This is a genomic window from Kitasatospora sp. NPDC127060 (assembly GCF_042724935.1).
In the GTDB taxonomy this organism is placed as follows: domain Bacteria; phylum Actinomycetota; class Actinomycetes; order Streptomycetales; family Streptomycetaceae; genus Kitasatospora.
Window position 1 is genome coordinate 27,106 of the sequence record NZ_JBHXEG010000105.1, and the last position, 373, is coordinate 27,478.

Consider the following 373-nt stretch of genomic DNA (forward strand, 5'->3'; position numbering starts at 1 on the left):
CCTCGCCGGCCGCTTCTTTTGTTTATACGACCCGGGGGTGGCGGGGCTGCCGGGGCGCCGCCGGCGCCCGGGGGGCGCGGGGCCCCCCCGCCGCGCCCGGACCGCAGCAGACCGCCTACCGCGAGCTGTCCGGCCGCGAGGTCGAGGTGCTGCGGCTGGTCGCCGAGGGCCAGTCGAACAAGGCGATCGGCGTGGCGATGGGCTTGTCAGCGCTCACCGTGAAGAGCCACCTCGCCCGGATCGCCCGCAAGCTCGGCACCGGCGACCGTGCCGGGATGGTGGCGGTCGCGCTGCGCACCGGCATCATCCACTGAGCCGGCCGGGACCGAGGCACTAGTCGAACCTGCGGCGGCCCAGGAGGAACGTTCCTCCT

1 protein-coding gene is annotated in these 373 nt (G+C 74.8%); it reads left to right on the top strand.

Annotation, left to right across the window (positions count from 1 at the left end; genetic code table 11):
- Window positions 1–314, top strand: a 314-nt coding sequence (locus tag ACFWIS_RS36545) for a response regulator transcription factor (RefSeq protein WP_380524232.1), incomplete at its 5' end; no start/stop codon positions are given.
- Window positions 315–373 lie beyond the last annotated feature (59 nt).